This window comes from Pseudomonas sp. 22072, from assembly GCF_052046095.1.
Taxonomy (GTDB): Bacteria; Pseudomonadota; Gammaproteobacteria; order Pseudomonadales; family Pseudomonadaceae; genus Aquipseudomonas; species Aquipseudomonas paracarnis.
Map to the genome: position 1 here is coordinate 292,507 of NZ_JBQEQE010000001.1, position 24,084 is coordinate 316,590.

General features: G+C 60.7%; 24 protein-coding genes and 1 pseudogene. 13 read left to right on the forward strand and 12 right to left on the reverse strand.

Annotated elements, in window-relative coordinates:
- Positions 1-7: 7 nt before the first annotated feature.
- A complete protein-coding gene (locus ACTJLA_RS01295) occupies positions 8-871 on the reverse strand; it encodes a YicC/YloC family endoribonuclease (protein WP_003195504.1) in 864 nt (287 codons plus the stop codon).
- Between the two features lie 287 nt (positions 872-1,158).
- Here ACTJLA_RS01295 and rph point away from each other — a divergent pair, with 287 nt between their 5' ends.
- Both rph and ACTJLA_RS01305 read left to right on the forward strand, forming a co-directional pair.
- Complete coding sequence (rph, locus tag ACTJLA_RS01300; RefSeq protein WP_003195497.1) at positions 1,159-1,881, forward strand: ribonuclease PH; 723 nt, start codon at positions 1,159-1,161, stop codon at positions 1,879-1,881.
- A gap of 21 nt (positions 1,882-1,902) precedes the next feature.
- Entirely contained in the window at positions 1,903-2,271 is a 369-nt protein-coding gene (locus ACTJLA_RS01305) for a DUF4870 domain-containing protein (protein ID WP_003195495.1), read from the forward strand.
- Positions 2,272-2,330: 59 nt separating this feature from the next.
- On the opposite strand, the gene ACTJLA_RS01310 is transcribed toward ACTJLA_RS01305, so the two are convergent.
- On the reverse strand, positions 2,331-3,110 hold the full coding sequence (locus ACTJLA_RS01310; protein WP_003195493.1) for an exodeoxyribonuclease III: 780 nt from the start codon (positions 3,108-3,110) through the stop codon (positions 2,331-2,333).
- A gap of 82 nt (positions 3,111-3,192) precedes the next feature.
- Between ACTJLA_RS01310 and pyrE the strand changes: the two genes are divergently transcribed.
- Positions 3,193-3,837 carry an orotate phosphoribosyltransferase gene (gene pyrE, locus ACTJLA_RS01315; protein WP_034129093.1) on the forward strand — a complete coding sequence of 215 codons (645 nt, stop codon included), beginning with the start codon at positions 3,193-3,195 and terminating at the stop codon, positions 3,835-3,837.
- Positions 3,838-4,002: 165 nt separating this feature from the next.
- On the opposite strand, the gene argB is transcribed toward pyrE, so the two are convergent.
- The 4 genes and pseudogenes from argB to coaBC form a co-directional block, all read right to left on the reverse strand.
- The gene (gene argB / locus ACTJLA_RS01320; RefSeq protein ID WP_003213275.1) at positions 4,003-4,908 is read right to left on the reverse strand and encodes an acetylglutamate kinase; all 906 of its coding nucleotides are present in this window, start codon (positions 4,906-4,908) and stop codon (positions 4,003-4,005) included.
- 19 nt (positions 4,909-4,927) lie between these two features.
- A pseudogene (locus ACTJLA_RS01325) lies at positions 4,928-6,334 on the reverse strand (phosphomannomutase/phosphoglucomutase); the annotation flags it as partial.
- Positions 6,335-6,588: 254 nt separating this feature from the next.
- Positions 6,589-7,044 (reverse strand): dUTP diphosphatase, encoded by a 456-nt coding sequence (gene dut / locus ACTJLA_RS01330; protein WP_054919777.1) that lies wholly within the window; start codon positions 7,042-7,044, stop codon positions 6,589-6,591.
- 5 nt (positions 7,045-7,049) lie between these two features.
- The gene (gene coaBC / locus ACTJLA_RS01335) at positions 7,050-8,258 is read right to left on the reverse strand and encodes a bifunctional phosphopantothenoylcysteine decarboxylase/phosphopantothenate--cysteine ligase CoaBC (protein WP_003195481.1); all 1,209 of its coding nucleotides are present in this window, start codon (positions 8,256-8,258) and stop codon (positions 7,050-7,052) included.
- A gap of 142 nt (positions 8,259-8,400) precedes the next feature.
- Between coaBC and radC the strand changes: the two genes are divergently transcribed.
- On the forward strand, positions 8,401-9,075 hold the full coding sequence (radC, locus tag ACTJLA_RS01340) for a RadC family protein (protein WP_057975297.1): 675 nt from the start codon (positions 8,401-8,403) through the stop codon (positions 9,073-9,075).
- Positions 9,076-9,204: 129 nt separating this feature from the next.
- Here the strand turns inward: radC and ACTJLA_RS01345 are convergent, their stop codons facing one another.
- Complete coding sequence (locus ACTJLA_RS01345) at positions 9,205-10,797, reverse strand: ABC transporter substrate-binding protein (RefSeq protein ID WP_197900436.1); 1,593 nt, start codon at positions 10,795-10,797, stop codon at positions 9,205-9,207.
- Between the two features lie 457 nt (positions 10,798-11,254).
- Between ACTJLA_RS01345 and rpmB the strand changes: the two genes are divergently transcribed.
- Positions 11,255-11,488 (forward strand): 50S ribosomal protein L28, encoded by a 234-nt coding sequence (rpmB, locus tag ACTJLA_RS01350; protein WP_003176907.1) that lies wholly within the window; start codon positions 11,255-11,257, stop codon positions 11,486-11,488.
- 11 nt (positions 11,489-11,499) lie between these two features.
- Positions 11,500-11,655, forward strand: coding sequence for a 50S ribosomal protein L33 (gene rpmG / locus ACTJLA_RS01355; RefSeq protein ID WP_003176906.1), 156 nt, complete (start codon positions 11,500-11,502; stop codon positions 11,653-11,655).
- A gap of 149 nt (positions 11,656-11,804) precedes the next feature.
- On the opposite strand, the gene ACTJLA_RS01360 is transcribed toward rpmG, so the two are convergent.
- The gene (locus ACTJLA_RS01360; RefSeq protein WP_014720478.1) at positions 11,805-12,167 is read right to left on the reverse strand and encodes a cupin domain-containing protein; all 363 of its coding nucleotides are present in this window, start codon (positions 12,165-12,167) and stop codon (positions 11,805-11,807) included.
- A 230-nt stretch (positions 12,168-12,397) separates the two neighbouring features.
- Here ACTJLA_RS01360 and ACTJLA_RS01365 point away from each other — a divergent pair, with 230 nt between their 5' ends.
- Both ACTJLA_RS01365 and ACTJLA_RS01370 read left to right on the forward strand, forming a co-directional pair.
- Complete coding sequence (locus ACTJLA_RS01365; RefSeq protein WP_314547525.1) at positions 12,398-13,891, forward strand: aldehyde dehydrogenase; 1,494 nt, start codon at positions 12,398-12,400, stop codon at positions 13,889-13,891.
- A 158-nt stretch (positions 13,892-14,049) separates the two neighbouring features.
- Entirely contained in the window at positions 14,050-15,192 is a 1,143-nt protein-coding gene (locus tag ACTJLA_RS01370) for an MFS transporter (protein WP_054919722.1), read from the forward strand.
- 105 nt (positions 15,193-15,297) lie between these two features.
- On the opposite strand, the gene ACTJLA_RS01375 is transcribed toward ACTJLA_RS01370, so the two are convergent.
- Together ACTJLA_RS01375 and ACTJLA_RS01380 are read right to left on the reverse strand one after the other, a co-directional pair.
- Entirely contained in the window at positions 15,298-16,866 is a 1,569-nt protein-coding gene (locus ACTJLA_RS01375; RefSeq protein ID WP_314547529.1) for a phospholipase D family protein, read from the reverse strand.
- A gap of 61 nt (positions 16,867-16,927) precedes the next feature.
- Complete coding sequence (locus ACTJLA_RS01380; RefSeq protein WP_054896025.1) at positions 16,928-18,352, reverse strand: aminotransferase-like domain-containing protein; 1,425 nt, start codon at positions 18,350-18,352, stop codon at positions 16,928-16,930.
- Positions 18,353-18,519: 167 nt separating this feature from the next.
- Between ACTJLA_RS01380 and ACTJLA_RS01385 the strand changes: the two genes are divergently transcribed.
- Positions 18,520-18,744 (forward strand): DUF1127 domain-containing protein, encoded by a 225-nt coding sequence (locus tag ACTJLA_RS01385; RefSeq protein WP_054919717.1) that lies wholly within the window; start codon positions 18,520-18,522, stop codon positions 18,742-18,744.
- Here ACTJLA_RS01385 and ACTJLA_RS01390 read toward each other — a convergent pair whose 3' ends face one another.
- Complete coding sequence (locus tag ACTJLA_RS01390; RefSeq protein WP_054919714.1) at positions 18,745-20,037, reverse strand: NAD(P)/FAD-dependent oxidoreductase; 1,293 nt, start codon at positions 20,035-20,037, stop codon at positions 18,745-18,747.
- Between the two features lie 115 nt (positions 20,038-20,152).
- Between ACTJLA_RS01390 and ACTJLA_RS01395 the strand changes: the two genes are divergently transcribed.
- Entirely contained in the window at positions 20,153-20,506 is a 354-nt protein-coding gene (locus tag ACTJLA_RS01395; protein ID WP_054919711.1) for a YkgJ family cysteine cluster protein, read from the forward strand.
- A gap of 71 nt (positions 20,507-20,577) precedes the next feature.
- On the opposite strand, the gene ACTJLA_RS01400 is transcribed toward ACTJLA_RS01395, so the two are convergent.
- Positions 20,578-21,066, reverse strand: coding sequence for an Lrp/AsnC ligand binding domain-containing protein (locus ACTJLA_RS01400; protein ID WP_003176896.1), 489 nt, complete (start codon positions 21,064-21,066; stop codon positions 20,578-20,580).
- Between the two features lie 156 nt (positions 21,067-21,222).
- Between ACTJLA_RS01400 and dadA the strand changes: the two genes are divergently transcribed.
- The 3 genes from dadA to alr all read left to right on the forward strand — a co-directional run bounded on the left by dadA (position 21,223) and on the right by alr (position 24,002).
- On the forward strand, positions 21,223-22,524 hold the full coding sequence (gene dadA, locus ACTJLA_RS01405; protein ID WP_054896021.1) for a D-amino acid dehydrogenase: 1,302 nt from the start codon (positions 21,223-21,225) through the stop codon (positions 22,522-22,524).
- Positions 22,496-22,849 (forward strand): RidA family protein, encoded by a 354-nt coding sequence (locus tag ACTJLA_RS01410; protein ID WP_034129083.1) that lies wholly within the window; start codon positions 22,496-22,498, stop codon positions 22,847-22,849. Before dadA ends, ACTJLA_RS01410 begins: the two co-directional genes overlap by 29 nt.
- A 79-nt stretch (positions 22,850-22,928) precedes the next feature.
- On the forward strand, positions 22,929-24,002 hold the full coding sequence (alr, locus tag ACTJLA_RS01415; protein WP_314547535.1) for an alanine racemase: 1,074 nt from the start codon (positions 22,929-22,931) through the stop codon (positions 24,000-24,002).
- Positions 24,003-24,084: the final 82 nt, after the last annotated feature.

A 24,084-nucleotide genomic window follows, 5' to 3' on the forward strand; every position in this document is an offset into this window, starting at 1 on the left:
GGGTGCCTTACTCAATATTCTGTACTTGTTCGCGCATTTGCTCGATCAACACTTTGAGGTTGACCGCCGCCGTGGTGCTGCGCGGGTCGAACGCTTTGGAGCCCAGTGTATTGGCTTCGCGGTTGAGTTCCTGCATCAGGAAGTCCAGGCGCCGACCGGCGGCACCGCCGGACTTGAGTACGCGGCGCACTTCAAGGATATGGGTGCTCAGGCGGTCAAGTTCTTCGGCCACGTCGCTCTTCTGCGCGAGCAGGACCATTTCCTGTTCCAGGCGCGTCGGATCGAGGTCGGCCTTCATGTCGGTGAAGCGGTCGAGGACCTTCTGGCGCTGGGTGGCGAGCATCTGCGGTACCAATTCGCGCAGGGTCACTACGTCGGCTTCGATCGAGGTCAGCCGCTCGTTGATCAGGCGCGCCAGTTCGGCGCCTTCGCGTTCACGGCCGGCCTTGAGCTCCTTCAGGCCCTGGTTGAACAGGGCGAGGGCTTCGGCATTCAAGGCCTGTGGGTCTGCCGCGTCGGCCACCAGCACGCCGGGCCAGGCCAATACTTCCAGAGGGTTCAATGCGGCCGGCTGTTTGATCAGGCCGGCGATGGTTTCGGCCGCGGCCACCAGTTGGGCGGCGCGGTCTCGGTCGACCTGCAGCGGCTTGCCGGTGGTTTCTTCGGTAAAGCGCAGAGTGCATTCCAGCTTGCCGCGGGAGATGCCCTGGCGCAGCGCTTCACGCACGGCACCTTCAAGGTCGCGGAATGACTCTGGCAGGCGCAGGTGCGGCTCCAGGTAACGGCTGTTGACCGAGCGCAGTTCCCAGCTGAGGGTGCCTTGGGCCCCGGCTTTTTCGACACGGGCGAAGGCGGTCATGCTGTGGACCATGGAGGTACCTCGCGTTGGATAAATAGAAATTGGCCAGGCCGACCTGTAGGAGCGAGTTTGCTCGCGAAGAACGCAAGGGCGCCGCGCTGAATCAGGAAGCCCCCGTAATTGTTGGCGTTTTTCGCGAGCAGGCTCGCTCCTACAGTCTGGAGGCGCAGGATTGTAGCGCAGTGGGAGGTAGGCGCCCAAACCCGGGCATTGGTAACCGGATTTTTTAGAAGTGCCCCGAACCGGCTTGCGGCTCTATAATGGTCGGCAGTTTTTCGTCCTCAGTACAGGTATCCCCTATGAAACGTCCAAGTGGTCGCGCTGCCGATCAGCTCCGCTCGATCCGCATCACCCGCAACTACACCAAACACGCCGAGGGATCCGTACTGGTCGAGTTTGGCGATACCAAGGTCATCTGCACTGTCAGCGTCGAAAACGGCGTGCCGCGCTTCCTCAAGGGCCAGGGCCAGGGTTGGTTGACCGCTGAATACGGCATGCTGCCGCGCGCCACTGGCGAGCGTAACCAGCGTGAAGCCAGCCGTGGCAAGCAAGGCGGGCGTACCCTGGAAATCCAGCGCCTGATCGGCCGCTCCCTGCGTGCCGCCCTGGATATGTCCAAGCTGGGTGACGTCACCCTCTACGTCGACTGCGACGTGATCCAGGCTGACGGCGGTACCCGCACGGCGTCCATCACCGGCGCCATGGTGGCCCTGGTCGACGCTTTGAAAGTCATCAAGAAGCGTGGCGGCCTGAAAGCGGGTGACCCGCTCAAGCAGATGATCGCCGCTGTGTCTGTTGGCATGTACCAGGGCGAGCCTGTGCTGGACCTCGACTACCTAGAAGACTCGGCCGCCGAGACCGACCTCAACGTGGTCATGACCAGCACCGGTGGTTTCATCGAAGTGCAGGGCACTGCCGAAGGCGCGCCATTCCAGCCGGCTGAGCTGAACGCCATGCTGGCCTTGGCCCAGAAAGGCATGACCGAAATCTTTGAATTGCAGAACGCCGCGCTGGCTGACTGAGCCGGCCCAAGGAGAAACGCCATGAATGACAGCCAGTTGCCGGTTCCGGCACCGTCCAAGGAAGTACGCCAGTGGGCAATGTTGTGTCATTTTGCGGCATTCCTGGGGTTGGTATTCCCCTTCGGCAGCTTGCTGGGGCCGTTGATCCTGTGGCAGTTCAAGAAGGACATGGACCCGCTCATCGATGACCAGGGCAAGGAGGCGCTGAATTTCCAGATCACCGTGGCGATCGCCTGGCTGGTGTGCCTGTTGCTGGGCTTCGTGGTCGTTGGCTTCTTGCTGATGACCGTGCTGGTGATTGGTGCGTTGATACTGACGATCATCGCCGGTATCAAGGCCAACAAAGGCATTGCCTATCGCTATCCGTGGACCTGGCGCCTGGTCAAGTAACCGGGCGGCCACAAAAAAACCGACATCACTGTCGGTTTTTTTGTACCTGGAAAAAGACCTCAGATGGTCAATGTCCAGTCGTAGTCCACGATCAGCGGCGCGTGCTGCGAGAAGCGCGGCTGGCGCGGCAGGCGTGCACTGCGTACGAACCGGCGCAGACCTGGGGTCAGCAGCTGGTAGTCGAAACGCCAGCCCAGGTTGAGCATCTCAGCCTGTTCGTTATCTGGCCACCAGCTGTACTGGTCGCCTTCGCGGCTGACTTCACGCAGGGCATCGACATAGCCCATGTTGCCGACAATCTCGTCCATCCAGGCGCGTTCTGGCGCCAGGAAACCCGGGGATTGCTGGCTGTCGCGCCAGTTCTTGATATCCAGTTTCTGTTGCGCCACGTACAGCGAGCCACAATAAATGTACTCGCGACGTTTGCGTCGCTGCTTATCCAGGTAACGGGCGAAATCGTCCATTAGCTTGAATTTCTGGTTCAAGTCTTCATCGCCGTTCTGCCCGGAAGGAAGCAGCAAGGTCGCGATGCTGACCTTGTCGAAATCGGCTTGCAGGTAACGCCCGTAGCGGTCGGCTGTCTCGAAGCCGAGGCCGCTGATGACCGCCTTGGGTTGCAACCGCGAGTACAAAGCCACGCCACCTTGGGTGGGCACTTCGGCATCGCAGGCATAAAGGAAGTAGCCATCCAGTTGGAAGGCTGGGTCGTCCAGTTCAAAGGCGGAGGCACGGGTGTCCTGCAGGCAGATGACGTCGGCATTCTGTGCTTGCAGCCAACTGAGCAAACCACGCTCGACTGCAGCCTGAATACCATTAACGTTCACACTGATGATCCGCATAAATGGCCCCAAAAATCGCGTGCGTGTATGATACACGCCGTCCACCCAATTAGCTAAATCCGTGGTATCTGAGGCTTTTTTCATGCAGGCGTATCAGCGCGATTTCATTCGTTTTGCCATCGATCGCGGCGTTTTACGCTTCGGTGAGTTCACCCTCAAGTCCGGGCGCACCAGCCCGTACTTCTTCAATGCGGGCCTGTTCAACTCAGGTTCGGCCCTGGCTCAGCTGGGCCGTTTCTATGCGGCAGCCATCGTTGAGAGCGGTATTTCCTTCGACGTACTCTTTGGCCCGGCCTACAAGGGTATTCCCCTGGCAGCGGCGACGGCGATAGCCCTGGCGGAGCATCACGGGCAGGACTTGCCGTGGTGTTTCAACCGTAAGGAAGCCAAGGCCCATGGTGAAGGTGGCAGCCTGGTAGGCGCGCCATTGACCGGCGATGTGCTGATCATCGATGACGTGATCACCGCGGGTACTGCTATCCGTGAAGTGATGCAGATCATCGCTTCCCAGGACGGCGCCAAGGCTGCCGGTGTGCTGATCGCCTTGAACCGCCAGGAGCGTGGCAACGGTGAATTGTCGGCGATCCAGGAAGTGGAGCGTGACTTCGGCATTCCGGTGGTGAGCATCGTGTCGTTGAACCAGGTATTGCAGTTCCTGGAAGACGACCCGCAGCTCAAGCAACATTTGCCGGCTGTGCGTGCATACCGCGAGCAGTTCGGCGTCTGACACTGAATCCTGTGGGAGCGGGCTTGCCCGCGATAGCGGTGTGTCAGGCGGTGCATTTTTGCATGTACTGTCGTCATCGCAGGCAAGCCAGCTCCCACATTTGAACTGTGTACAAACAAAGGCCCCGCTCAATTCAATTGAGCGGGGCCTTTTGCTTTGCAGCGATCAAGGGCGCTTGCGGTTACTGATCAACGTACCGACACCGGTATCGGTGAAGATTTCCAACAGTATTGCATTTGGCACGCGGCCATCCAGGATCAGCGAGCTGCCGACGCCGCCCTGCACGGCTTCCAGTGCGCAACGGATCTTCGGCAACATGCCGCCGTAGATGGTGCCGTCGGCGATCAGGTCGTCTACCTGCTGGGTAGTCAAGCCGGTCAGTACCTTGCCTTCCTTGTCCATCAAGCCGGCGATGTTGGTCAGCAGCATCAGTTTTTCAGCCTTCAGTGCTTCCGCCACCTTACCGGCTACCAGATCGGCGTTGATGTTATAGGACTCGCCATTAGCACCCACGCCGATCGGCGCAATTACCGGGATGAAGTCGCCCTTGACCAGCAGGTTGAGCAAATCGGTATTGATGCCGATGACTTCGCCCACCTGGCCGATGTCGATGATTTCCGGCTGGGTCATCTCCGGCGTCTTGCGGGTCACGGTCAGTTTCTTGGCGCGGATCAGTTCCGCATCCTTGCCGGTCAGGCCGATGGCGCTGCCGCCGTGGCGGTTGATCAGGTTGACGATGTCTTTGTTGACCTGGCCACCGAGGACCATTTCCACCACGTCCATGGTTTGCGCGTCAGTGACACGCATGCCATCGATGAAGTGACTCTCGATCGACAAACGCTTGAGCAGGTCGCCAATTTGCGGGCCGCCGCCGTGGACGACCACGGGGTTGATCCCCACAGCCTTCATCAGCACGATGTCGCGGGCAAAGCCGGTTTTCAGCTCATCGCTTTCCATGGCATTGCCGCCGTACTTGATCACCAGCGTCTTGCCGACGTAGCGTCGAATGTAAGGCAACGCTTCGGACAGGACCTTGGCGGTGTTGGCAGCGGCTTCGCGTTCGAGGGTCATTCAGGGCTCCGGGCAAAAATCAGAACGGTAATTGGAGATCAGGGGCAACACGTTTCAACTGGGCGTGGAACACGTCCTTGATGCGCTGCAACTCAGCCTCGGTATCCGCCTCGAAACGCAGGACCAGCACCGGTGTGGTGTTGGACGCGCGAACCAGGCCCCAGCCTTTGGCGTAATCGACTCGCACACCATCAATGGTGGTCAGGTTGGCGCCTTCACCCCATTGCGCATCGTGCAATGCGTCAATGATGCTGAATTTGCTCTCCTCGGTCACATGGATATTGATCTCTGGCGTAGAAATATCATTCGGGAAGGTCTGAAACAGCTCTTCGGCCGTGGATTTCTCCTTGCTGAGGATCTCCAGCAGGCGAGCGGCACTGTAGATACCATCGTCAAACCCGAACCAACGTTCTTTGAAGAACACGTGACCGCTCATTTCACCGGCCAACAGCGCGCCGGTTTCCTTCATTTTCTTTTTGATCAACGAGTGACCGGTCTTCCACATTAGCGGGCGACCACCGTATTCCTTGATCAATGGCGTCAGGCGACGAGTGCATTTCACATCGAAGATGATCTCGGCGTTGGCATTGCGCGCAACCACGTCTCTAGCAAACAGCATCAACAGGCGGTCCGGGAACACGATCTCGCCGGTTTCGGTCACCACGCCCACACGGTCGCCGTCGCCATCGAAGGCCAAGCCGACGTCGGCGCCCACTTCCTTGACCTTGGCAATCAGGTCTACCAGGTTTTCCGGCTTGCCTGGGTCCGGGTGATGGTTGGGGAAGTTGCCGTCTACTTCGCAGAACAGTGGGATCACTTCGCAGTTCAGGGCTTCGAGCAATTGCGGGGCAATCACACCCGCTGCGCCGTTGCCGCAGTCCACCACGACTTTCAAGCGGCGGGCGAGCTTGACGTCGCGAGTGATTTCATCGGAGTAGCGCTGGAGGATATCGACCTTGGTGATGCTGCCGGTGCCGCTGGTCAAGTCGTTGGTCTTCAGGCGGGTGTGCAGAGCCTGGATCTGTTCATTGGCGAGGGTGTCGCCAGCGATGACGATCTTGAAGCCGTTGTAATCCGACGGATTGTGGCTGCCGGTGAGCATGACCCCGGATTTGCCCGCCAGTACGTTGGCGGCGTAGTACAGCGCGGGGGTTGGCACCAGGCCGACGTCGCTGACATGGCAGCCGCTGTCAGCCAGGCCCTGGATGAGTTGCTCGACCAACTCCGGGCCGGACAAGCGGCCGTCACGGCCTACCGAGACGTTGGGTTCGCCTTGGGCCAGGCTCTGGGAGCCGATGGCGCGGCCGATCCAGTAGGCGGTTTCGGCGGTCAGGGTCTTGGGGACCACACCACGGATGTCATAGGCGCGAAAAATGCTGTCGGGAAAGGTCGGGGCTACGCGGGCTGCGGTACTCATCGCGGGGGAAACTCCATCTGAAAGGGGGCAAGGCGGGCCTGATGTGGCTGGCCGGCAGGCTCAAACTGAAGGGTATGACGGCGTTTTCGGCAGAGAGTTCGTGGTGTAAAAATGCCATCGGCGCTTCGGCCTCGGCATTATTTTTACCTAATCCTTTGATTTCATTATAGAAATCTCGATGATCATTTCCGCGCATTCTTTATCCTGAAAGGCCGGGCGGCGGTGTGTGGCCGGTCGATTGCGCCCGGCCACGTTCAGCTTAGTCAGTGACTGCCGGAATGCCCAAAACCGCCTGCACCACGTTGGGTTTCGTCGAATTCCTGCACCAATTCGAAATGCGCCTGCACCACCGGCACCAGTACCAGTTGGGCGATGCGCTCGCCGACGGCGATGTTGAAAGCAGTCTGGCCACGGTTCCAGCACGACACCATCAACTCGCCCTGGTAGTCGGAATCGATCAGGCCGACCAGGTTGCCTAGCACGATGCCATGTTTATGGCCCAAGCCGGAGCGCGGCAGGATCAGCGCCGCCAGGCCAGGATCGCCGACATAGATCGACAAGCCCGTGGGAATCAGGATGGTCTGGCCCGGCTCAAGGACGGTGTCTTGCTTGAGCATGGCGCGCAGGTCCAGGCCGGCGGAGCCCGGTGTGGCGTAGGCCGGCAGGGGAAAGTCGTTGCCGAGGCGTGGGTCGAGGATCTTGGCTTGTAAAGCATGCATGGACATTAAACCTGGTTCAGCCGTTGGGCGATAAAAGAGATCAGTTGGCGGGCAATCTTGCCCTTGCTGGTCTGGGCGAAAAGGGTGGCGTGCAATTCACGGTCGATCACGCTGCACGCATTTTCCTCGCTGTTGAAGCCGATGCTCGGGTTGGCGACATCATTGGCAACGATCAGGTCGAGGTTTTTGTCTTTCAGTTTGCGTGCGGCGTAGTCCAGCAGGTGCTCGGTCTCGGCTGCGAAGCCGACGCTGAACGGACGGTCCGGACGGGTAGCGATGGTGGCCAGGATGTCCGGGTTACGCACCATTTGCAGGAGCAGGCCGTCGCCGCTCGTAGGGTCTTTCTTGAGCTTCTGCGGGGCCACGACCTCGGGTCGGTAATCCGCAACCGCTGCCGAGGCGATAAACAGGTCGCAGGGAATGGCGGCTTCGCAGGCCGCCAACATGTCCCGGGCGCTGACTACGTCGATACGCGTAACGCGATCAGGGGTCGGCAAATGTACCGGGCCGGTTATCAGTGTGACCCGTGCGCCTGCCTCGACCGCAGCTTCTGCCAACGCGAAGCCCATTTTTCCTGAGCTATGGTTGGTGATGTAGCGCACCGGGTCGATGTTTTCCTGGGTCGGGCCGGCGGTGATCAGCACGTGCTTGCCGGTCAGGGCCAGATGCTGGAAGCACTCGGCTGCGCACTGCGCCAGGTCGGTGGCTTCGAGCATGCGGCCCAGGCCGACGTCGCCGCAGGCCTGGCTGCCGGAAGCCGGGCCGAACACCTTGAGGCCGCGGGTTTGCAGGAGTTGGGTATTGGCCTGGGTGGCCGGATCGCGCCACATGGCCTGGTTCATGGCCGGTGCGATAGCGACGGTGGCGTCGGTGGCCAATACCAGAGTGGTGAGCAGGTCATCGGCAATGCCCTGGGCCAGGCGGGCGATCAGGTCGGCAGTGGCCGGGGCTATCAGCACCAGGTCGGCCCATTTGGCCAGTTCGATATGGCCCATGGCGGCTTCTGCGGCCGGGTCCAGCAGGTCGAGGTGAACCGGGTGGCCGGACAACGCTTGCATGGTCAGCGGGGTGATGAACTCACTGCCACCACGGGTCATGACCACGCGCACTTCGGCGCCCTGGTCCAGGAGCCTGCGAACCAACTCTGCGCTCTTGTAGGCGGCAATGCCGCCGCCGACGCCGAGAACGATGCGTTTCCGATACAGACGCTGCATTGGTTTGCCTTTCCAGTTCAGTGATGCCAGTTCAATGACACCTGCGATGACCCCTCCCCAGGTGAAATCGCAGGCAAAAAAGAGGGCCCTACGATAACACAGCGCCCGCCGGGCAACAGCGGAGCAGATACAGGGAGGTGGGATGAGTATTCGTGATTGGCCCGTGGCAGAGCGTCCACGGGAGAAGTTATTGGAAGGCGGCGCGGCGAGCCTGTCTGATGCCGAGCTGTTGGCGATCTTCCTGCGTACGGGGGTGGCCGGCCGAAGTGCGGTGGATCTGGCGCGCCATCTGTTGGCCCAATTCGGTGGCCTGCGCCCGTTACTGGAGGCCAGCCAGACGTTGTTCAGCCAGCATCTGGGGCTGGGGCCGGCGAAGTTTGCCCAGTTGCAGGCGGTGCTTGAGATGTCCCGGCGCCACCTGGCCGAGCGCTTGCGGGCTGACTCTGTGCTGGAAAACCCGCTGGCCGTGCGCGAGTACCTCAAGGCACTGCTGCGCCATGAGCCCCATGAGATCTTCGGCTGCCTGTTCCTGGACTCCAAGCATCGGGTGCTAGGGTTCGAGGTCATGTCCCAAGGCACGATCGACGCTGCGATTGTCTACCCGCGACAGGTGGTCAAGCGCGCCTTGGCGTACAACTCGGCGGCATTGATCCTGTGTCATAACCATCCGTCGGGAAGCACGGAGCCCAGCGCGGCTGATCGAAAATTGACCAAGCTGCTGCAAAAGGCGCTGGACGTGGTGGATGTGCGGGTGCTGGACCACATCATCGTGGGCGATGGTGACCCGCTGTCGATGGCTGAATACGGTTGGCTGTAACGGCCCTGCCTCTGTAGGAGCGAGCTTGCTCGCGAAAAACCAGAGGGCCCGGTGGGGTGTCAGGTTTTTCTGCGTCATCGTTGACGATTTTCGCGAGCAAGCTCGCTCCTACAGGTTGGGGGTTGTGCCTTAGGGCTTGAGGCTGACTTTCGAATAGTCCTGGCGCCCGAACGGGCTTACCTGGTACCCCTGGATGTTCTTGCGGGTCAAGGCAAACGCCGTCGGATGCGCCAGTGGCAGCCACAGCGCCTGTTGCTGGATCTGCGCCTGGGCCTGCTGATACAGCTTGCTGCGCACACCTTGCTCACTGGTGGTTTTGCCCGCACTGATCAACTTATCCAGGGTAGGGTCGCAATAGCGGGCAAAGTTGGTGCCGGACTTCACCGCGGCGCAGGAGAACTGCGGCGTCAGGAAGTTATCCGGGTCGCCGTTGTCCCCAGCCCAGCCCATGAACAGCAAGTCGTGCTCGCCGGCCTTGGCGCGGCGGATCAACTCGCCCCATTCGATCACGCGAATCTCGGCCTGGATGCCAACCTTGGCCAGGTCGGCCTGCAACAGTTGGGCGCCGAGGTTCGGGTTGGGGTTCAGCAGGCTGCCGGTAGGGCGGGTCCATATCGTGGTTTTGAAACCGTCCTTGAGCCCGGCGCGGCCCAGCAAGGCCTTGGCTTTGGCGAGGTCCTGCGGGTAGCCTGGCAACTCTTTGGCATAGCTCCAGGTGTTCGGCGGGTAGACACCGTTGGCCGCTTCGGCGGTGCCTTCGAACACGGCCTTGAGGTAGCTGCCCTTATCAAAGGCCAGGTTGATCGCCTGGCGCACTTCGGGCTTGTCCAGCGGTGGGTGCTGGCTGTTGATGGCGACGAACGCGGTCATGAAGGCGGCGGTTTTTTCCACCTTCATGACCGCGTCTTTTTCGGCCTCGCCCACATCCAGGGGCTTGGGTGACAGGGCGATCTGGCATTCATCGCGGTGCAGTTTCTGCAGGCGTACGTTGGCGTCCGGGGTGATGGCGAAAATCAGGTTGTCCACCGCCGGTTTGCCGGCGAAGTAGTCCGGGTTGGCCTTGTAACGCACCACGGCATCTTTCTGGAAACGCACGAACACAAACGGGCCGGTGCCGATTGGCTGGCTGTTGAGCTTCTCGGGTGTGCCGGCCTTGAGCAATTTATCGGCATATTCAGCCGGATAGATCGACGCAAAGCCCATGCTCAGTGCTGGGAGGAAGGTGGAATCGGCATGGTCGAGGGTGAAGCGTACGGTCAGTGGGTCAAGGGCGTCGATTTTCTTGACCAGTGCCGGCAATTGCAGGGACTGGGCGTGAGGAAAGCCGCTCTGGGCGATCTTGTGCCACGGGTTGGCCGGGTCGAGCATGCGCTCGAAGCTGAAGCGTACATCTTCGGCCGTCAGGGTGCGGCTTGGGCTGAAATAGCTGGTGCGATGGAATTTCACATCGGGGTGCAGTTTGAAGGTGTACGTCAGCCCATCGGGCGACACTTCCCAGCTATCTGCAAGGCTCGGTACCAACTTGCCACTGGCCGCGTCGAATTCCACCAAACGGTTCATCAGCACGTCGGCCGAGGCGTTGGTGGTGGTCAGTGAGTTGTACTGCACCACATCGAACCCTTCGGGGCTGGCCTCGGTGCATACGCTCAAGTTGGTGGCCGCAACGGCCATCGGCGCAATAAAGAGAGGGGCAAGCAATAGCGGTAGGGCAGCGAGGCGCATATTCGGTTTCCTGTGCAGATCGAAGGCCCATCTGCGAGTGCAGTCTGGAAAAAGCCTACCGTAGAGGTCTGATTGATAAATGACTAGCCCATTTTTGCCTGTGCTTTTGGCCAAAATGCTGTTTTGATGGCGCCTCAGCGTGTTTCGCCGTGCACTTCCCTGTGACCGCAGACGTTGTAAATCATTCTGTGCGACGAGCGGTCGGCTGTTACAGCGGCCCCTCCTGGCAGCGGTTCAGGCACTTGTGGCCAAGATTTACGCTGCTAAAAGTACACAGGTTGTTGTTGCACTGGGGTCTTTCTGGTATAAAGCAGCGCTCTTTTCTAGGGGCCCGGTTCCTTCACTGTAGGTGTAGCCGGTAAGACCCTAAAGAAACGCGGCGCCTGGCGCCAAATGACTGAGAGATTAAGCGGCCAACCCATGCCGGGTTGGGCATGTGGTTTTAGAGGGCTGAGGCATGTCGAGAGTCTGTCAAGTTACCGGTAAGGGTCCGGTGACTGGGAATAACATTTCCCACGCAAATAACAAAACCCGTCGTCGTTTCCTGCCGAACCTGCAGCATCACCGCTTCTGGGTTGAAGAAGAGAAACGTTTTGTTCGCCTGCGTGTATCTGCTAAAGGCATGCGTATTATCGACAAGCGTGGCATCACTGTCGTGCTGGCCGAAATCCGCGCCGCTGGCAAGATCTAAGGAGCTCTATCATGCGTGAATTGATTCGAATGATCTCTAGCGCCGGTACTGGTCACTTCTACACTACCGACAAGAACAAGCGTACTACCCCGGACAAGCTCGAAAAGAAAATGTTCGACCCGCGCGTTCGCAAGCACGTGATCTACAAAGAAGGCAAAATCAAGTAATTGATTTTCTTCCTTGTGAAAAAAAGCCCGTATCTCACGATGCGGGCTTTTTTTTGCCTGATCGTTCCCACGCTCTGCTGATCGTTCCCACGCTCTGCGTGGGAATGCCGTCTCGGACGCTCAGCGTCCCGTTGTCGATCAACCAATGATCAGGCTTTCTCTTCAAACACCACGTAGATCTTGCGGCACGCTTCCAGCACTTCCCAGGTACCACTGAAACCGGCAGGGATCACAAAGCGGTCGCCGGCCCGCAGTGTCTTGGCATTCCCCTCGGCATCGCGCAACACCGACACGCCTTGCACGATCTCGCAGTACTCATGCTCGGTGTAATTGACCTTCCACTGGCCCACTTCACCTTCCCAGACGCCCGCGTTCATCTGGCCGCATGGGCTGTTGTAGTGGTTGTAGAGTGTCTGTTCGGGGTCGCCCTTGAGGATTTTCTCGGCGGCAGGGCGGTAGCGTTCGGGGGCGGTGTTGGCTTGGCTGAAATCGACGATGTCCTGGATGCTCATGTGCATTTCCCGTCTGGCCTGCGGTTGGAGAGCCCAAAGTCTATGTTTATTAAAATGAACATCGCAAGGGCGTTTGCCGCCGTTCTGTCAAATATATTGAAACATCCCCAGCCGCTGGTTTAGGGTGGCAGCTGCCTTGAGCCGAACAGCAGGCTGGCCGGGCAAGCATTCGTGATGGCGCCGGGATAAACCTCCCAGGCCCTTGTATTCAATAAGAGGAGGACACTCGCATGACCACCCTGACCCGTGCCGACTGGGAACAACGCGCCAAGGCTCTGAAAATCGAAGGCCGCGCCTATATCAATGGCGAATACACCGCCGCCGTTTCCGGTGATACCTTCGAATGCATCAGCCCGGTGGATGGGCGCTTGCTGGCCACTGTCGCCAGCTGTGATGCCAGCGACGCCCAGCGCGCCGTGGAAAATGCGCGTGCCACCTTCAATTCCGGTGTGTGGTCGCGCCTGGCGCCGGCCAAGCGCAAGTCAGTCATGATCCGTTTCGCCGCGCTGCTCAAGGCTAACGCCGAAGAGCTGGCGCTGCTCGAAACCCTGGACATGGGCAAACCCATCAGCGATTCCCTGAACATCGACGTCCCCGGCGCGGCGCAAGCCCTGAGCTGGAGCGGCGAGGCGATCGACAAGATCTACGATGAAGTCGCCGCCACGCCCCACGATCAACTGGGCCTGGTGACCCGCGAGCCCGTCGGCGTCGTTGGCGCCATCGTGCCGTGGAACTTCCCGTTGATGATGGCCTGCTGGAAACTCGGCCCGGCGCTGTCTACCGGCAACTCTGTCATCCTGAAGCCGTCCGAAAAATCCCCGCTCACCGCCATCCGCATCGCCGCGTTGGCCGTTGAGGCTGGTATTCCAAAAGGCGTGTTCAACGTGCTGCCTGGCTATGGCCACACGGTAGGTAATGCGCTGGCGGTGCATATGGACGTCGATACCCTGGTGTTCACGGGCTCGACCAAGATCGCCAAGCAACTGTTGATCCGCTCTGGCGAATCGAACATGAAGCGTGTATGGCTGGAGGCTGGCGGCAAGAGCCCGAACATCGTGTTTGCCGACGCGCCGAACCTGCAAGCGGCGGCCGAATCCGCCGCCAGCGCCATTGCCTTCAACCAGGGCGAAGTCTGCACCGCCGGCTCGCGGCTGCTGGTCGAGCGTTCGATCAAGGACACCTTCCTGCCGCTGGTGATCGAGGCCCTCAAGGGCTGGAAACCCGGCAACCCACTGGACCCAGCCACCACTGTGGGTGCATTGGTGGATACGCAGCAGATGAACACCGTGCTTTCGTACATTGAAGCTGGCCACGCCGATGGCGCCAAGCTGGTCGCGGGTGGCAAGCGCACCCTGGAAGAGTCCGGCGGCACCTACGTCGAGCCGACGATTTTCGACGGCGTGACCAATGCCATGAAAATCGCCCAGGAAGAGATCTTTGGCCCGGTCCTGTCGGTGATCACTTTCGACAGCGCCGAAGAAGCCATTGCGATCGCCAACGACACCCAATACGGTCTGGCTGCGGCGGTGTGGACGGCGAACATCTCCAAGGCACACCTGACGGCCAAGGCGCTGCGCGCCGGCAGCGTGTGGGTTAACCAGTACGACGGCGGCGATATGACTGCACCGTTCGGTGGTTTCAAGCAGTCGGGTAATGGCCGCGACAAGTCGCTGCATGCATTCGACAAGTACACCGAGCTGAAGGCGACCTGGATCAAGCTCTAAGCAACACTGCTGATCCCCCTGTAGGAGCGAGCTTGCTCGCGAAGAACCTGAAGGCGCCGCGTTTATCCAGCATGAACGCGTCATCGTTAACGTTTTTCGCGAGCAAGCTCGCTCCTACAGTCGTTTTGCGAAGCAGAATTATTCACAGGAGCGTGGCAATGCGTTGGGCGACATATTTCGCCGTGCTGGCGTCGGTACTCAGCGTTGGCCTGGCTCTGGGTGTCAGCATGCCGTTGGTATCCCTGCGTCTTGAAGGCTGGGGTTATGGCAGTTTCGCTATTGGCGTGATGGCGGCGATGCCGGCATTCGGCGTACTGCTAGGTGCCAAGGTCTCCAGCCGCATGGCGTCCTGGCTCGGCACTGCCAACCTGATGCGCCTGTGCCTGTGGGCCGGTGCGGTGTCCATCGGCTTGCTGGCGATCCTGCCCAGCTACCCGGTGTGGCTGGTGCTCAGGCTGATGATCGGGGTGATCCTGACCATCGTATTTATCCTGGGTGAAAGCTGGATCAACCAATTGGTGGTCGAGCAGTGGCGTGGCCGCCTGGTGGCGCTGTATGGCTGCAGCTATGCCTTGAGCCAGCTGTCGGGGCCGTTGCTGTTGGGCCTGATTGGCACCGACCATGACTACGGCTTCTGGGTCGGCGCGGGCCTTTTGGTGCTGGCGCCGCTGCTGTTGCTGGGACGTACCGGCGCGCCGACGGCGGATTCGTTCAGCGTGACCTTTGGCGACCTGTGGCGCTTTTGCCTAGGCCTGCCGGCGATTGCCTGGGCCGTGGCGTTGTTTGCTGCGTTTGAAGCGATGATCCTGACGCTGTTGCCGGTGTACTGCCTGCAACAGGGTTTTACTGCCGAGATCGCCTTGGCGATGGTCAGCACGGTGGTGGTGGGCGATGCGTTGCTGCAATTGCCCATTGGCGCGCTGGCCGACTATCTGCCGCGACGCACTCTGTTTCTGGCCTGTGCACTGCTGTTGCTGGCGTCGAGCCTGGCGGTGCCGTTATTGATGCACACCTTGCTGATCTGGCCGGTGTGGGTGCTGTTCGGCGCCAGTGCCGGCGGGTTGTTCACCTTGTCGCTGATTTTGATTGGCGAGCGCTACCGCGACGATGCGTTGGTGCGTGCCAACGCTCACGTGGCGCAGCTGTGGGGTATTGGCTGTCTGATCGGGCCGCTGGTGGCGGGGGCGGGCAGCCAGTGGATCAGTGGGCATGCGCTGCCGCTGTTGATGGCGGCCGGGGCGCTGGGGTTGGTGGTGCTGTTGCTGCGTCAGGGGGCTTTCGGCGCTACGCAGCCGGCCTGACCTCGAAATGCAATCAATTGTGGGAGCCGGGCTTGCCTGCGATAACGGTTTGCCAGTCGNCTATCGCGGGCAAGCCCGGCTCCCACAGGTGATGTGCAGTGTTTTTTAGAGCATGCGTTCCAGGCCAACACTGGTGGCGAACCAGGCATTGAACCGTCGCCACCAACTGCCCGGTTCGCGGGTCAGGGTGTGCATCTGGCCGTTGTCTTCTGTCACCCACACCACCTGGCTGTCCTGCAGTTTGGCCTCATAGCTCAACGCCGGCGCCATACCTTCCAGCGCCAGGTTGCGCACGTGTTCGGCCAGCTCTGGGCTGTCCACCAGTACGCCGACTTCGGTATTCCACAACACTGAGCGCGGGTCGAAATTGAACGAGCCGATAAACGACTTTTCTCGGTCGAAGATCATCGCCTTGCTGTGCAGGCTGGAGTCCGAGCCGCGCCAGCTGCCATGCCGAAACAGGTGCGGGCCGCTGCTTGCGCTGGGGTCGCCCGGTTGCCGGCGCAGCTCATAGAGCTTTACCCCGTGCTCCAGCAGCGCCTTGCGATACGGCGCATAACCGCCGTGCACGGCCGGTACGTCGGTGGCTTCGAGGGCGTTGGTCAGCAGGCGCACCGAAACACCCGCATCGGCACGCCCTGTGAGGTAGACCAGCCCAGGTTGGCCCGGTACGAAGTAAGCCGAAATCATGATCAGCTCATGGCTGACACCCGCCAGCTCTGGCGCCAGCTGAGTGGTCAGCAGCAGTCGAGGGTCGGGGTCGGCCTTGGCCAGTACCTTGCTCGGCGCGTCCCACAGCGCCTGGTTCCAGGCCCAGATCAACTCGCGGCGCCAGATGTCCATGCGGGGCTGGGTCTGGTACGTGCGCAGGCGGTTATACAGCGCGTGGTTCTGCTGACGGGACTGAGCCAGGGAGGCTTCAAGGCGCCCGCGGGCGACGGCGAGGTCGACCTTGGAGGGTTTGTTCGAGACGAAGTCATCGATAGGCTTGCTCAAGGCGCTGTTCCAGTACTGGTCGAAGCTGTGACCCAATTGCTCGGCCACCGGCCCGACGCTGAGCATGTCGATGTCGGTAAAATTCAGGTTCGGTTCGGCGTCGAAATACTCGTCGCCCAGGTTGCGCCCGCCAACGATGGCCACGCTGTTATCGGCCAGCCACAGCTTGTTATGCATGCGCCGGTGTTGCAGTGACAGGTTGAATACACGGCCCATGGCGCGCGTGACGCCGGTGCTACGGCCCAGATGCAGCGGGTTGAACAGGCGTATCTGCACCTTGGGATGGGCGGCGAGGGTGGCGATGATCTGGTCGAGGCCATCGCTGGTGGTGTCGTCCAGCAGAATCCGTACGCGCACCCCGCGGTCGGCGGCCTTGAGCAGTTCGTCCACAAGCATGCGTGTGCTGATGCCGTCGTGCACGATGTAGTACTGCAAGTCGAGGCTGGTCTGGGCGTTGCGGATCAACTCGGCACGTGCCATGAAGGCTTCACTGCTGTTGGGCAGCAAGCGGAAGCCCGAGCGTCCTTGGTAGGGGGCGGCCTGGGCCTGGATCGAGCGACCGAACGAGGAGTCCTTCGCCGGCAGGGCATCGCTGGGGATGCGCGGGGTGTCGACCGTGGCACAGCCGCCCAGGGCCAGGGCGCCCAGCAGGCAAAACGGTAAAAGCCGTCGAATCATCAAGGAAACTGCTTCCAGGTCAGGGCGGTTGTGGCATATGACGGCATTTGCTCGGGAAAGGTCAGTCCGCCGTCTCTTGCAGCATCTTGCGTGCAGCGGCACCTACCTTGCGCACGGCCTCTTCAATCTGCGTCGTTGGCTTGGCAGCGTAGTTCATGCGCAAGCAGTTACGGTACTTGCCGGAGGCGGAGAAGATACTGCCTACAGCCACCTGTACACCTTGTTCCACCAGCACGCGGTTGAGCTTCAAGGTGTCGAAGCCCTCCGGCAGCTCAATCCATAGCATGAAGCTGCCTTGGGGCCGGCTGGCGCGCGTGCCAGCGGGGAAATAACGGCTGACCCAATCGAGCATCAAGTCGCGATTACGCTGGTATTGGGTACGCATCCTACGTAAATGAGGCTCGAAATGACCGCCTTTGAGGAATTCGGCAATGGCAATCTGCGGCTGCGTGGCCGTAGAGCCGGTGCTGATGTATTTCATGTGCAGCACCCGCTCCAGATAGCGTCCCGGTGCGACCCAACCAATGCGCAGGCCGGGCGCCAGAGTTTTGGAGAACGAGCTGCACAGCAGCACACGGCCGTCTTCGTCGAAGGATTTGATGGTGCGCGGGCGTGGGTAGCTGTAGGCCAGCTCGCCATACACATCGTCTTCGATAATCGCCACGTCAAAGCGCTGGGCCAAGGTCAGCAAGGCGCGTTTGCGCGCTTCCGGCATGATGTAGCCCAAGGGGTTGTTGCAGTTTGGGGTGAGCTGGATGACTTTGATCGGCCACTGTTCCAGCGCCAGCTCCAGGGCCTCCAGGCTGATGCCGGTGAGCGGGTCGGTGGGGATTTCCAGGGCTTTCATGCCCAGGCCCTTGAGGGTCTGCATGGCACCGTGGAAGCTGGGCGAATCCACCGCGACGATATCGCCGGGCTCACAAATGGCGTGAATGCTGGCGGAGAGGGCTTCGTGGCAGCCAGTGGTGATCACGATGTCTTCGGCGCTCAGTTGGCAGCCGGAGTCCAATGACAGCCGGGCGATTTGCTCACGCAGTTCCATACAGCCGAGGATATTGTCGTAATACAGCCCCGGCAGGTCTTGGCGCCGGCTGACACGGGCGAGGCTACGCAGCAACGGCTTCAAGGTAGGCGACAATACATCCGGCATGCCTCGGCCCATCTGTATGACGTCTTTGCGCGGCACCGCACGAATCAGTTCCAGCACCAGGTCCCATTGGGAGATTTCCACTGGTCGTTGGGCCGGGCGGCCTATCTCGGGCAGTGCCGGCAGTTCACGGCCCACCGGAACAAAATAGCCCGACTTGGGCTTGGGCATCGCCAGGCCGTTGTCTTCGAGCAACCGATACGCCTGCTGCACGGTGCTCAGGCTTACCCCATGTTCCACACTCAAGGCCCGCACCGAGGGCAGTCGATCGCCCGGACGATAGAAGCCCTGTTCAATACGGGTGCCGAGCAATTCGGCGAGGTTGACGTAAAGGGTCATGGGTGGTCGCTCCCGAGGGACCAGTACAGATAGGGGAAAAATACAGGATTCAACCACTCAAAGGCAGCATCTGTATGTATTTAATAAAAGTTGGCTGAATCTGTAATGGTTCTGGCCGCCCACGCATGCTGATCACTCAAGGCAACAGGCCAATGAGGGGCAGTCAAATGAGCGGCATGAGCGATGTACGGCTGGCGTTACGCAGTCAGGAACTGGAAGCAGCGCAGGAACAGGTGATCACTGCCTCGGCTTCTGGCCGCTGGAATCTGTTCTGGCGCCGTCGCCATACGCGCAAGGCCCTGCTGGATCTGAGCCGCGAGCAGTTACGCGACATCGGGCTGACCGCCGATCAGGCGCGCCGTGAGGGTTTGAAACCCTTCTGGCGCGATTGATCAGAGCAGTTCTTTGAGGCGGTGCCAGAGCATCCCCAGTGCCAGCAGCGGCGAACGCAGGTGTTTACCGCCGGGGAAGGTGATGTGTGGCACTTGGGCGAACAGATCGAAACGCCCCTGTTGCTGGCCGCTGATGGCCTCGGCCAGCAGCTTGCCCGCCAGGTGCGTGGCGTTGAGGCCATGGCCGGCATAGGCCTGGGCGTAATACACGTTGGGTTGATCGGCCAGGCGGCCAATCTGCGGCAGGCGGTTGGCGCCGATGCCGATCATGCCGCCCCATTGGTAGTCGATTTTCACATCTGCCAATTGGGGGAATACCTGCAGCATCTTCGGTCGCATGTAGGCGCCGATGTCCTTGGGGTCTCGACCGGAGTAGTGGCAGGCGCCGCCGAACAACAGGCGACGGTCGGCGGACAGGCGGAAGTAATCCACCGTCACGCGCTGGTCACACACGGCCATGTTCTGCGGTAACAGGCGGGTGGCTTGCGCCTCGCTCAAGGGCTCGGTGGCAATGATGTAGCTGCCGGCAGGCAACACCTTGCCGCTCAGTTGCGGGTTGAGCCCGTTCAGGTAGGCGTTGCAGGCCAGTACCAGGGTCTTGGCGCGCACAGTGCCTTGGGCGGTATGCACCTTGACCTCAGGGCCATAGTCGATACGGGTCACTTGGGATTGCTCGTACAGCGCCACGCCCAACTGCTGGGCAACGGCAGCCTCACCCAGTGCCAGATTCAGCGGGTGCAGATGGCCGGAACCCATGTCGATCATGCCGCCTACATAGCGATCAGAGCCGATTACGGTGCCCATCTCGCTGGCTTGCAACAGGCGCACTTCGTGGCGGTAGCCCAGGCTGCGCAGCTCTTCGGCATCCTCGGCCAGGCCCTGCAGGTCGCGGGGTTTGTTGGCCAGGTCGCAGTAGCCCCAGGTCAGGTCACAGGGGATCTGGAAGCGCTCCACACGCTCGCGCACGATCTCCACGGCTTCCAGGCCCATCAGCTTCATCTGGCGCACGCCGTCGCTGCCGATCACCTGGGTGAACTGATCCAGCCCGTGGCCGACACCGCGAATCAACTGGCCGCCATTGCGCCCGCTGGCGCCCCAACCGATTTTGCGCGCCTCCAGCAACACCACGCGAAAGCCGCGCTCGGCCAACTCCAGGGCGGTGTTGAGCCCGGAGAACCCCCCGCCGATCACACAGACATCGGCGTTCACCTCACCCGTCAGCGTCGGGTAATCCGGTTGCGGGACGCTGCTGGCGGCGTAGTAGGAAGCGGTGTGCCGGGCGCTGGCGGTCATGGGGAACCTCCCTGTCTGGAAAATTTGACGCAGGATACAGGGGTCGCACGACGCTGTCTGCGCGGGGCTTTTTGCGTCAGAATCCACGTCTATTCGCCGTTCGGTATGGGTTTCGATGAGTTGCAACAGTCAGAAAATCAGCGCGCTGCGTCGCCAGATTCCTTCGTTCGAGTGCGTCCCCGGTTGCCACGACTGCTGTGGGCCGGTGACCACCTCGCCCGAGGAAATGTCGCGTCTGCCGCGCAAGACCGCTGCCGAGCAAGAGGCGGCGATGGACGCGCTGAACTGCGTACACCTGGGGCCCAAGGGTTGCACGGTGTATGACGAGCGGCCGCTGATCTGTCGCCTGTTCGGCACCACCAAGACCTTGCCGTGCCCCAATGGCAGGCGGCCAGTGGAGCTGATTCATCCGCGGGTGGAGAAGCAGATTCATGAGTACATGGCGAGTACCCGGCAGGTGTTGGTCTAGCGGATGTACTCGGTTAAAACTGTGGGAGCTGGCTTGCCAGCTCCCACATTTGACCGTGTTGTGTCACTGGGTCAGTCAGGGATCGGCAGGTTCAGGCTCTCTTTCACCTCTTCCATCACGATATAGCTCTTGGATTCCCGCACATGGGGGAGTTTGAGCAGGATATCGCCCAGCAATTTGCGGTACGACGCCATCTCCGAGATTCGCGCTTTCACCAGGTAGTCGAAATCACCCGACACGAGATGGCATTCCAGCACGTGAGGCAGTTTCAGCACGGCTCGGCGAAATTCTTCAAAGGTGTCACCCGACTTGTAATCCAGGCTGATCTCGACAAATACCAGCAAACTTCCCTTCAAATGCTGGGGATTGAGCCGTGCGTTGTAGCCCATGATGATCCCTTCGCGCTCCAGGCGCCGCACGCGCTCGGTGCAGGGCGTGGTGGACAGCCCGACCTTTTCCCCCAGCTCCGTGAACGAGATGCGCCCGTCGGTTTGCAGGATGCGCAGGATATTGCGGTCGATCTTGTCCAGCTCCCGCTTGGTCTGGGTGTTGGTACGCATAGGGGATACGCCTCTGTCAAAAGGGTTTTTGCCAAGAATTGTCGCCAAATATAGGCATTTATATAGTGAAATGCACTGCCGATTGTTTTTTACACTGCGCCCATCATTGCTCGAATAACACACGTCAGCGGCTGAGCCCGCGATGAGGATATAAAAATGCGCGTTCTGGTCTTGGGTAGCGGCGTCATTGGGGTGACCAGTGCCTACTATTTGGCGCGGGCCGGCTTCGACGTTGTGGTGGTTGATCGTCAGCCTGCCGCTGCCATGGAAACCAGTTTCGCTAATGCCGGTCAGGTGTCCCCTGGCTACGCCTCGCCATGGGCCGCGCCGGGTGTGCCGCTCAAGGCCATCAAATGGCTGCTTCAGCGCCACGCGCCGCTGGCGATCAAGGCCACCGCCGATATCGACCAATACCTGTGGATGGCGCAGATGCTGCGCAACTGCACGGCTAGCCGCTACGCGGTGAACAAGGAACGCATGGTGCGCCTGTCCGAGTACAGCCGCGACTGCCTTGACGAATTGCGCGCCGAGACCGGCATTGCCTACGAAGGGCGCAGCCTCGGGACTACCCAACTGTTCCGCACCCAGGCCCAGCTCGATGGCGCCGCCAAGGACATCGCCGTGCTGAAAGAGTCCGGCGTGCCATTCGAATTGCTCGACCGAGCCGGCATTGCCCGGGTTGAACCGGCCCTGGCCAGCGTCACCGATATCCTCGCGGGTGCCTTGCGCCTGCCCAACGACCAGACGGGCGATTGCCAGATGTTCACCACGCGCCTGGTCGAAATGTGCAAACAATTGGGCGTGGAATTCCGCTTCGAACAAGACATCCAGCGCCTGGACTACGCAGGCGACCGCATCAACGGTGTGCTGATCGACGGCAAGCTGGAAACTGCCGACCGCTATGTACTGGCTCTCGGCAGTTACTCGCCCAAGTTGCTCAAGCCATTGGGGATCAAGGCGCCGGTGTACCCGCTCAAGGGTTATTCGCTGACTGTGCCGATCACTAACCCGGCAATGGCGCCGACCTCGACCATTCTCGATGAAACCTACAAAGTCGCGATCACCCGTTTCGACAACCGTATTCGCGTCGGTGGCATGGCTGAAATAGCCGGTTTTGACCTGTCGCTGAACCCGCGGCGACGTGAAACCCTGGAGATGATCGTCAACGACCTTTATCCTCAGGGCGGCGATCTGGCCCAGGCCAGTTTCTGGACCGGCCTGCGCCCGACCACCCCGGACGGTACACCGATTGTGGGTGCCACGCCGTTCAAGAACCTGTTCCTGAATACAGGCCACGGTACCCTCGGTTGGACCATGGCCTGTGGTTCAGGTCGCTTGCTGGCCGACCTGATGGCGAAGAAAACGCCGCAGATCAGCGCCGCAGGCCTCGATATTTCCCGTTATGGCAACCACCAGGAGTCCGCACAACATGTCAATCCAGCGCCAGCTCACCAATGAGCGCATGAGCCAGATCGTTGTCCACAGCGGTACCGTGTACCTGGCAGGGCAAGTTGGCGACGACATGAGCGCCGGGATTGAGCAGCAGACCCGTGAAACCCTGATCAATATCGAGCGCTTGCTGGACCTTGCGGGTACCGACAAGTCCAGGTTGCTGTCGGTAACGATCTACCTGAAGGACATCGACGCCGACTTCGCTTTGATGAACGCGGTATGGGACAAATGGCTGCCCAAAGGCGTCGCCCCGGCCCGAGCCACGGTCCAAGCCAAGCTGTGCGAACCCGAGATTCTGGTAGAGCTGTCTGTCGTGGCTGCGCTGCCTTAACAACGATCCCTCTCCCGGTGCCGGCGTTGTTGGTCGGCACCGGTTTTTTATTGACTTTGCTGCCTAGAAGCCTGCCGCCATGCGTCCAGCCCGTGCCCTGATTGATCTCCAAGCCCTGCGCCATAACTACCAATTGGCCCGAGAAGTCACCGGGGCCAAGGCCCTCGCCGTGATCAAGGCCGATGCCTACGGCCATGGCGCGGTGCCCGTGGCCCAGGCACTGGAGGCGCAAGCCGACGGGTTCGCGGTGGCGTGCATCGAGGAAGCGCTGGAACTGCGCGCCGCCGGCATTCGTGCGCCGGTGTTGCTGCTGGAAGGTTTTTTCGAAGCCGACGAGTTGCCGCTGATCATCGAGCAGGATTTGTGGTGCGTGGTGCATTCGCTTTGGCAGTTGGACGCCATCGAGCAAGCTCGTTTGAGCAAGCCGCTGACAGTGTGGCTGAAGCTGGACTCGGGCATGCACCGTGTGGGCCTGCACCCCAAGGATTACCAGGAGGCGTATCAGCGCCTGCTGGCGAGTGGCAAAGTGGCGAAAATCGTGCTGATGAGCCATTTTGCCCGCGCCGATGAGCTCGATTGCGTCAGCAGCAACGAACAAGTAACGGTGTTTGAGGCGGCGCGCCAGGGGCTGGCGGCTGAGGTCAGCCTGCGCAACTCACCGTCTGTATTGGGCTGGCCAAGCGTGTCCAGCGACTGGGTGCGCCCCGGTATCATGCTTTATGGCGCAACGCCCTTTGGCGAAGACCAGGCCCTCGCCGCGCGCTTGCAGCCTGTGATGACCCTGGAGTCCAAAGTCATCTGCGTGCGCGAGTTGCCGGCCGGTGAGCCGGTGGGCTACGGCGCCAGGTTCGTCACGCCCAAGCCGATGCGCATCGGCGTGGTTGCCATGGGTTATGCCGACGGTTACCCACGTCATGCGCCGACCGGTACCCCGGTGCTGGTCGCTGGCCAGCGCAGCCGGCTGCTGGGGCGCGTGTCCATGGACATGCTGTGTGTCGACCTCACCGACTTGCCCCAGGCGGGCCTTGGTTCCAACGTAGAGTTGTGGGGCAAGCACATCCTCGCCAGTGATGTTGCCGTGGCCGCCGAGACCATCCCCTATCAGATTTTCTGCAATCTGCGCCGAGTGCCAAGGCTCTATAGCGGCGCTTAGCCGCCGGCAACGAACCGAGCACACCGGGATTTAGGCCCAAGTGTTGTAAATACTGAACGCTGTCGCCATGATAACGCTCAAT